This is a genomic window from Kitasatospora sp. NPDC058046 (assembly GCF_042885595.1).
Lineage (GTDB): Bacteria > Actinomycetota > Actinomycetes > Streptomycetales > Streptomycetaceae > Kitasatospora.
The window spans coordinates 211,125-218,178 of the sequence record NZ_JBHVRS010000019.1 but is presented as its reverse complement, the minus strand read 5'-3'; the positions used below and the strand labels follow the sequence as shown (position 1 = coordinate 218,178).

Here is a 7,054-nt window from a genome sequence, read left to right as displayed (position 1 = left end):
GCCGCGTCCGCCGCCCCAGCGGCACCCGCCGCGGCCCCGGCGCCCGGCGCCGCCGCTCCGGCCCCGGAGGCGCCCGCGTCGAGCGCCGACACCAAGCCGGCCGCCGCGTCCACGCCCGCCCCGCCTCCCGCCACCACCCGGGCGCCGGAGTCCGGCACGCCCACGTCCGGCAGCCCGAAGACGCCGACGCCGGCCTTCACTCCCCCCGTGGTGCCCGTACCGAGCCTGCCGCCGCTGCCCACCCCCGACGTGCCGGTCGTCCCGACACCCACCCTGCCGCCGGTGCCGACCCCGACCGTCCCCACGCCGACGCCGCCCGTGCTCAGCGACTTCTGGGGCAACTCGCTGCCCGTGCTCAAGCCCGGCAACAACCGGGTGCCGCCGCCCGAGCCGAGCATCCGGCAGAAGGACAGCGACAAGTTCTGGCAGCGGGACGGCGGCTGGATCGGCGGCGACTACCACCCGCACGTGATCACCGTGCACGCCCCGGCGGCCACCGTGATCGACCTCAACCGCACGTGCACGTCCTTCGACGCGCTGGCCGGGGTGGACGACGCCACGATCTCGCCGGGCGGGGTCGTCTTCACCGTCCAGGGCACCGACGGCACCGTCCTGTGGCGCTCCCGCGCGCTGGCCGTCGGCGACGACGCGGTGCCGGTGCACGTGTCGCTGGCCGGGCAGAAGGCGATCAAGCTGTCGGTCACGCCGGTGAGCGGGATCTGGTCGGCGCTGAACGTCGCGGACTGGGCCGAGGCCCGCTTCCGCTGCTCGTGACCCGGGCGCGCTCCGGGCGGGCATGACGGAGGCCCGCTCCAGGGGTGCTGGAGCGGGCCTCGGGTCCGCGGTGCCGTGCCCGGGTGGGCCGCCGGGGTGGGCGGCCTGGGCCCGGTCGGCCGTCAGATGGCGCAGGAGCCGTCCGCGCAGGCCTCCCCGGCCGGGGCGACCTGCACCGGGGCGGGGCGGCGCTCGCCGATCTCGGCGGCGACCTGCTCCAGCACCTTGCCGAAGGTCGCGGCGTCCTGGCCGCCCTGGACGGCCCACTTGCCCTCGAAGACGAAGGTCGGCACGGCGTTGATGCCCAGCTCCCGCCCCTCGGCCAGCTGGGCGTTGACCTCGGCGGTGCCCTCGTCGCCCGCCAGGTAGGCGGTCACCCGGTCCCGGTCCAGGCCGGACGCCACGGCGACGTCGGTCAGCGCGGCACGGTCGCCGACGTCGACGCCGTCGGTGAAGTGCGCCTTCAGCAGCGCCTCCTTCAGCCGCCCCTGGACGGCCGGGCCGTACTCGGACTCCGCGAGGTGCAGCAGGCGGTGGCCCAGGAAGGTGTTGGCGTGCAGCGCGGCGTCGAAGTCGTACGCGATGCCCTCGGCAAGGCCCAGCTCGGCCACCCGCGCGTCCATCGCCACCGACTGCGGGCCGTAGCGCTCGGCCAGCCAGGCGCGGTGCGGGCTCGCCGTGGCGGGGGCGTCCGGGACCAGCTGGTACGGACGGTAGACGACCTCGACCTGCTCCTTGCCCGGGAAGTCCGCCAGGGCCTGCTCGAAACGGCGCTTGCCGATGTAGCACCAGGGGCAGGCGATGTCGCTCCAGATCTCGACCTTCATGCGGGGGGCTCCAGGGGGCGTCTTGTGGGATGGGGACAAGATGGATGAACGATGAACCATCTCGGTACATTCCCGGCACCCCGCGGGCGTCTTTCCCGCTCCGCTCCAGGTCAGGCTGCGGGCGGCGCCGGAACCACCAGCACCGGGCAGGCCGCGTGGTGCACGACCGCCGAACTCACCGAACCCATCAGCAACCGGGCGAAGCCGCCGTTGCCCCGGGTGCCGATCACCAGCGTGTGCTGCCGGGTCGCCGCCTCCAGCAGCACCTCGATCACATTGCCCAGCACCACGTGCAGCGACAGCTCCCCCGCGTACGGCACGGGACGCCGGCGCTGCACGGCGGCCACCGAGCGGCGCAGCCCGTCCGCCATGCTCTCGACCAGCGTCTCCACGCTCTCCTGCACCAGCTCCGCCATCCCCGGGGGGTAACCGGCCGGCGCCGGGTTGACCACGGCGAGCACGTACAGCGGCAGCCCGAACAGCTCGGCCTCCGTCATCGCCCGGTCCAGCGCCCACAGCGACCCGTCCGACCCGTCGCACGCCGCCAGCACCCCGGGCGGCCGCCCCGCCGGCGGACGCCCGAGCACCGACAGCACGACCGGGACCTCCCGCCCCGCGCTCCCACCGGCCACCGCACGTCCTCCTCACCCCGGATCCACACCCCCGCCATCATCACCGCCCCGCCGATCGGGACCCGGCAACCGCGCCGCAGGGCGGGGAGGGGCGGGCCCGGGCGCCGGCGGGGGTTCAGGAGGTGAGGGCGGGTTGGCGGGGGGTGGGGAGGCCGGTCCAGCAGGCGCCGTGGCGGCGGGCGCGGATGCGGCGGAGCCAGAGTTCGGTGGAGACGAGGTCGGCGAGGCCGGCGAGGGCGGCGGGGGAGAGGGGGGTGGCGGGGTCGGCGGACTGGGCGAGGCCGGCCCGGACGGCGGGGAGGTCGATGAGGCCGGCGTCGGCGAGCAGCGGGGCGTCGAAGAGTTCGGCGAGGCCGTCGGCGGCGAGGCGCAGGCCGGTGCGGGCGGGGGCGGCGCGGTCGGGGCGGGGGACGCGGCCCCAGTCGGGGGGCAGGTCGGTGCGGCCGGCGCCGGTGAGGACGGCGTGCAGGAGGGCGTGCCGGGCGCCGGGCTGGAGGCGGACGTCGTCGGGCAGCAGCCGGGCGGCGCGCACCACCTGGTTGTCGAGGAAGGGCGCGTGCAGCCGCTGGCCGGGCTGTTCGGCGGCGTGCACGAGCGTGCGGAACCCGCGCGCCTGCCGGTAGAGGGCGTGCCGGGCCCGGTGCGCGCCAGGGTGTTCCCCGGGCGCCGGTCTGCGCGCCGCCAGGCGGAGCCGCAGCGCGACCGCGGAGAGCGCCTCGTCGGACAGCCAGCGGGCGGCCGGACCGGGCACGCACCAGGCGAGGTCGGCGGCCGAGCGGGCCCCGGCCGTACCGGCGCCGTCCGGGACGTGGCGGGCGGTCAGCCTGGCGGCCGCCTCGTCCAGCGCCTCGGCGTAGCGGACCCGGGAGAGCCGGTGGGCGGCCCGGACCACGGTGAGCGGGGTGCGCAGCGTGCCGGTGAGGACGCCCGCGGCCGCCCGGTCGGCGCCGGCCAACGCGACCACCGGGGAGAGCAGTTCGCGCGGCCGGCCGGCCCGGAGGAGGTCGGCGAGCCGGGCCGGGTGCCCGTCCAGCACCTGCCGGGCGCCGTAGCCGGTGAGGTGGTCGGTGCCGCCGGCGTCGAAGCGGGCCTCGGCCCGGGCGGCGGCGACGAGTTCGGGCCCGGGCTCGTCGGTGAGCCGGCCGGACCGCGGGTCGGCGCCCGGCCCGGCGTACGGGAGGGTGTCCGGGCCGGGGTCGAGCACGGTGTGCCGCAGCCGCGGGGTGTTGGGGGCGAGCGCGAGGCCGGCCGGGGGCCCGGTCTCGCCGAGCGTGACGGCGGCCAACTGCTCGGGGGCGGCGGGTTCCTGGGCGGCGGCGCGGGCCCAGGAGCCCTTGACCGCACCGCTCCTGGCCCCGGCGGCGGCCGCCCGGACCACCGCGGTGGACGCGGTCGCCGACGGCAGCGGGACGGCGGCGGCGAGCAGGGCGACGGTCGCGGAGGCCGTCCCGTACGACAGGTCGACGCCCAGCCGGGCCCGCCCGACCGGGTCGGCCGGGTCGGCCGGGTCGGCCGGGTCGGGGACGGGGGCGGGCGAGGTGGTGCGGACCCGGGAGCGGACGGACTCCAGCAGGGCGCGGGTGAGTTCGCGGACGGCGGGCGCCTCGTCGCGCGGCTGCTCGGCGCCGGCCGGGTCGTCGTAGCCGGACAGGTACGGGCGGCCGCCGCGGATGCCGAGCACGTGCCCGGGCGGCACCCCCTGGACGCCTTCGTACGGGGTGCCGGTGCCGAGCGCCTCGGGGGACTCGGGGCAGGCGAGCCGGGCGGCGAGGTGGCCGGTGTCCAGCGGGGCGCCGACCAGGTCGGCGAGCGGCAGGGCGGCGGTGGCGTAGGCGGTGCCGCCGGCCCACGGGGTGTGGAAGACCGGCTGGGCGCCGGCGAGGTCGGTGAGCAGCAGGGTGGACCGGGTGCCGGAGCGCAGCACGACGGTGTAGCTGCCGGGCCAGGCGGTCAGGTGGCGGACGGCGCCGCCGCGGGCGGCGGCGAGGCCGGCGGCGAGTTCGGCGTCGGTGGCGCCGCAGTGGCCGAGGACGGCGAGCCGGGAGGTGGCGGGGGTGTCCTCGACCTGGTCGGGGGCGGTGGGGCCGGTGCTGACCACGGCGGGGGCGCCGGGGCGGAGGGTGACCAGGCGGATCTCCCCGGGGCGCCAGTCGCCCACGGCCCAGAGCGGGTCCGGTCCGGCCCAGAGCGGGCGCGCGGCGATCGGCTCGACCCTGGCCAGCGCCTCGTACGCCGGGGTGCCCGCGCTCGACGCGCCCGTGCACCAGCCCGTCAGCCACCGCATCGCGCCTCCACCGGACGAGGACCTGCATCCGTGCGGTGCGTTCGTTCGCCGCCCGCCGGGCGGCCGGGTGGTGTGCCGTGGCGGCCCGTGCGCGTCCCGGCGTGCCCCCGCAGCTCGACGCGCCGTCAGTGGACATCGTGCCACCGCGGGCGGTCGCCGTGGTCGGTGTTTCGGGTTCCGCTTCCGTTCGGACCGCCCGTTCGACGGCCGCGGCGGCGGGGCGGCCCGGCCCGGGTGCGCTCGGGGGTGCGTTCAAGGGCCCGGGGTTCCGCCGGGGCCCGGGCGGCGCCCGATCACCCCGGGTGGGCAAGTTCCGTGCTTCGGAGGGGAGTTCGATCGCCCGGGCGCTCCCGGGGGGCGGACGGGCCGGGCCTCCCCCTCCCCGGCCCGGACCGCCGACGAACGCCTTTGGCATGGGCATCGCGAGATGGCCGAAAGGCGTCGCCCGGCCCGGGAGGGCATCCGCACGCCCTCCCGGACTCCACCGCCGCCCGCGGGGATTGAGGCGGCGGCGTCCCCCGGCCCGCCGGGTCCTCGACGGCAGGCCGACCCACGACCACCAGCGAATCGCCGACCTGCCGGTCGGGCCAGGGGGCACGGCCGGGCGCACGTGTACACGGGACCGGAGCACGACGCTCCGGAGCGCCGCGCGGTCGGCCGGATCCGAGTGGTCCGGACCAACTCCGGTGCGGCACCGCCGAGTGCGCGATCCCGCCATCCGGAATGCGACCTCTTAACCGTCGGAACGCGTCCGACTACGCTAGGTACAGCAGCTACGGCCCGGTGCCGCCCGGGCCCCGCGCACAAGGCCGCAGGAGGTGCCGCCGCCACCATGACCGTCAGCCCACGTGGACCGAACGAACGGCTCGGCACGCTCCTGACCCTCGCCCAGATCAGCAACGCCGGACTGGCCCGCCGGGTCAACGACCTCGGCGCCCAGCGCGGGTTGACCCTGCGGTACGACAAGACCTCGGTGGCCCGCTGGGTCAGCAAGGGCATGGTGCCGCAGGGGCCCGTCCCGCACCTGATCGCCACCGCCATCGGCGGCAAGCTCGGCCGGCCCGTCCCGCTGGAGGAGATCGGCCTGGGCGACACCGACCCGGCGCCCGAACTCGGCCTGGCCTTCCCGCGCGAGGTCGCCGACGCGGTCCGCTCCGCGACCGACCTGTGGCGGGTCGACCTCGACCTGCGCCGGGGCCCCGGCGGCGGCCGCTGGAGCGACAGCCTGGCCGGCACCTTCTCGGTGGCCGCCTACGCGACCCCGGTCTCCCGCTGGCTGATCACCCCGGCGGACGGCTCGGTGGCCCGCGAGGTGCCGCGCTCCCCCACCGACACCTCCTCCTACCGGGTCGGCCACTCGGACGCCGCCAAGCTCCGCGAGGCCGCCCAGGAGGCCCGCCGCTGGGACTCCAAGTACGGTGGCGGGGACTGGCGTTCGTCGATGGTGCCGGAGTGCCTGCGGGTGGAGGCGGCACCGCTGCTGCTCGCCTCGTACAGCGACGCGGTCGGCCGGGCGCTGTTCGGCGCGACGGCCGAACTGACCAGGCTGGCCGGCTGGATGGCCTTCGACACCGGGCAGCACGAGGCCGCCCAGCGCTACTACATCCAGGCGCTGCGGCTGGCCCGGGCCGCCGCCGACGTGCCGCTCGGCGGCTACGTGCTGGCCTCGATGAGCCTCCAGGCCGGCTACCGGGGCTTCGCCGAGGAGGCGGTCGACCTCGCCCAGGCCGCGCTGGAGCGCAACCGGGGCCTGGCCACCGCCCGCACCATGAGCTTCTTCCACCTGGTGGAGGCCCGGGCCCAGGCCAAGGCCCGCAACGCGGCGGCGTGCGCGACGGCGCTCGGCGCCGCGGAGAGCGCGCTCGAACGGGCGCGCGCCGGGGATCCCGATCCGGCGTGGATCGACTTCTACGCCTACGACCGGCTCGCCGCCGACGCCGCCGAGTGCTTCCGCGACCTCGGAGTGCCCTCCAAGGTCCGGCAGTTCACCCGCGAGGCGCTGGCCACGCCCACCGAGGGCTTCGTCCGCTCGCACGGCCTGCGGCTGGTGGTCTCGGCGATGGCCGAGGCGGAGGCGGGCAACCTGGACGCCGCGGTCGCCGCCGGCGAACGCGCCGTCGAGGTGGCCGGCCGGATCTCCTCGCAGCGCAGCCGGGAGTACGTGGTGGAGATGCTCCGGCGGCTGGAGCCCTTCCAGGGTGAACGCCGGGTACGGGAGTTGACCGAGCGGGCGCGCGCGGTGATCGTCGCCCCGGCGTGAGCGCCGGAGCGGCGACTCAGGCTGGTCATCGGAACGGCGACCGGAACGGCGACCGGAACGGCGAGAGGGCCCGGCGGTAATTGAGGTGCGCCGGCGGGAGGGGCCTGGCTAGGGTTTCTCCCGTCCAGGTGCGCAGGCAGAGGTTACTTCCACTCTTAATGGGCGTGTCGCGGGTTCGAGTCCCGTCACCGGCTTCGGGCCGGTGTAGCTCAGTCGGTAGAGCAGCTATGTCACCTCAGCCGTCCTCGATCTCTGGACACCCACACGTGAACAGTTC

At 77.2% G+C, this 7,054-nt stretch carries 6 protein-coding genes; 2 read left to right on the top strand and 4 right to left on the bottom strand.

Annotation, left to right across the window (positions count from 1 at the left end; genetic code table 11):
* The coding region (locus ACFVU7_RS32260) for a hypothetical protein (protein WP_388048571.1) at positions 1-200 on the bottom strand (200 nt) is incomplete at its 3' end.
* Positions 201-207: 7 nt separating this feature from the next.
* Here ACFVU7_RS32260 and ACFVU7_RS32255 point away from each other — a divergent pair.
* The gene (locus ACFVU7_RS32255; protein WP_049660457.1) at positions 208-774 is read left to right on the top strand and encodes an NPCBM/NEW2 domain-containing protein; all 567 of its coding nucleotides are present in this window, start codon (positions 208-210) and stop codon (positions 772-774) included.
* 122 nt (positions 775-896) lie between these two features.
* Here the strand turns inward: ACFVU7_RS32255 and ACFVU7_RS32250 are convergent, their stop codons facing one another.
* The 3 genes from ACFVU7_RS32250 to ACFVU7_RS32240 all read right to left on the bottom strand — a co-directional run bounded on the left by ACFVU7_RS32250 (position 897) and on the right by ACFVU7_RS32240 (position 4,517).
* Complete coding sequence (locus ACFVU7_RS32250) at positions 897-1,601, bottom strand: DsbA family oxidoreductase (RefSeq protein ID WP_375876791.1); 705 nt, start codon at positions 1,599-1,601, stop codon at positions 897-899.
* 110 nt (positions 1,602-1,711) lie between these two features.
* On the bottom strand, positions 1,712-2,233 hold the full coding sequence (locus ACFVU7_RS32245; protein WP_074002090.1) for a universal stress protein: 522 nt from the start codon (positions 2,231-2,233) through the stop codon (positions 1,712-1,714).
* 115 nt (positions 2,234-2,348) lie between these two features.
* Complete coding sequence (locus ACFVU7_RS32240) at positions 2,349-4,517, bottom strand: asparagine synthase-related protein (protein ID WP_388048569.1); 2,169 nt, start codon at positions 4,515-4,517, stop codon at positions 2,349-2,351.
* Positions 4,518-5,349: 832 nt separating this feature from the next.
* Between ACFVU7_RS32240 and ACFVU7_RS32235 the strand changes: the two genes are divergently transcribed.
* Positions 5,350-6,777, top strand: coding sequence for a hypothetical protein (locus ACFVU7_RS32235; protein WP_049658584.1), 1,428 nt, complete (start codon positions 5,350-5,352; stop codon positions 6,775-6,777).
* The last annotated feature ends 277 nt before the right edge of the window (positions 6,778-7,054 follow it).

Excerpts from the sequence above, each read along its gene's own strand:
- ACFVU7_RS32250 (WP_375876791.1), bottom strand. The coding sequence starts at position 1,601 with ATGAAGGTCGAGATCTGGAGCGACATCGCCTGCCCCTGGTGCTACATC.
- ACFVU7_RS32235 (WP_049658584.1), top strand. The coding sequence starts at position 5,350 with ATGACCGTCAGCCCACGTGGACCGAACGAACGGCTCGGCACGCTCCTG.
- ACFVU7_RS32240 (WP_388048569.1), bottom strand. The coding sequence starts at position 4,517 with ATGCGGTGGCTGACGGGCTGGTGCACGGGCGCGTCGAGCGCGGGCACC.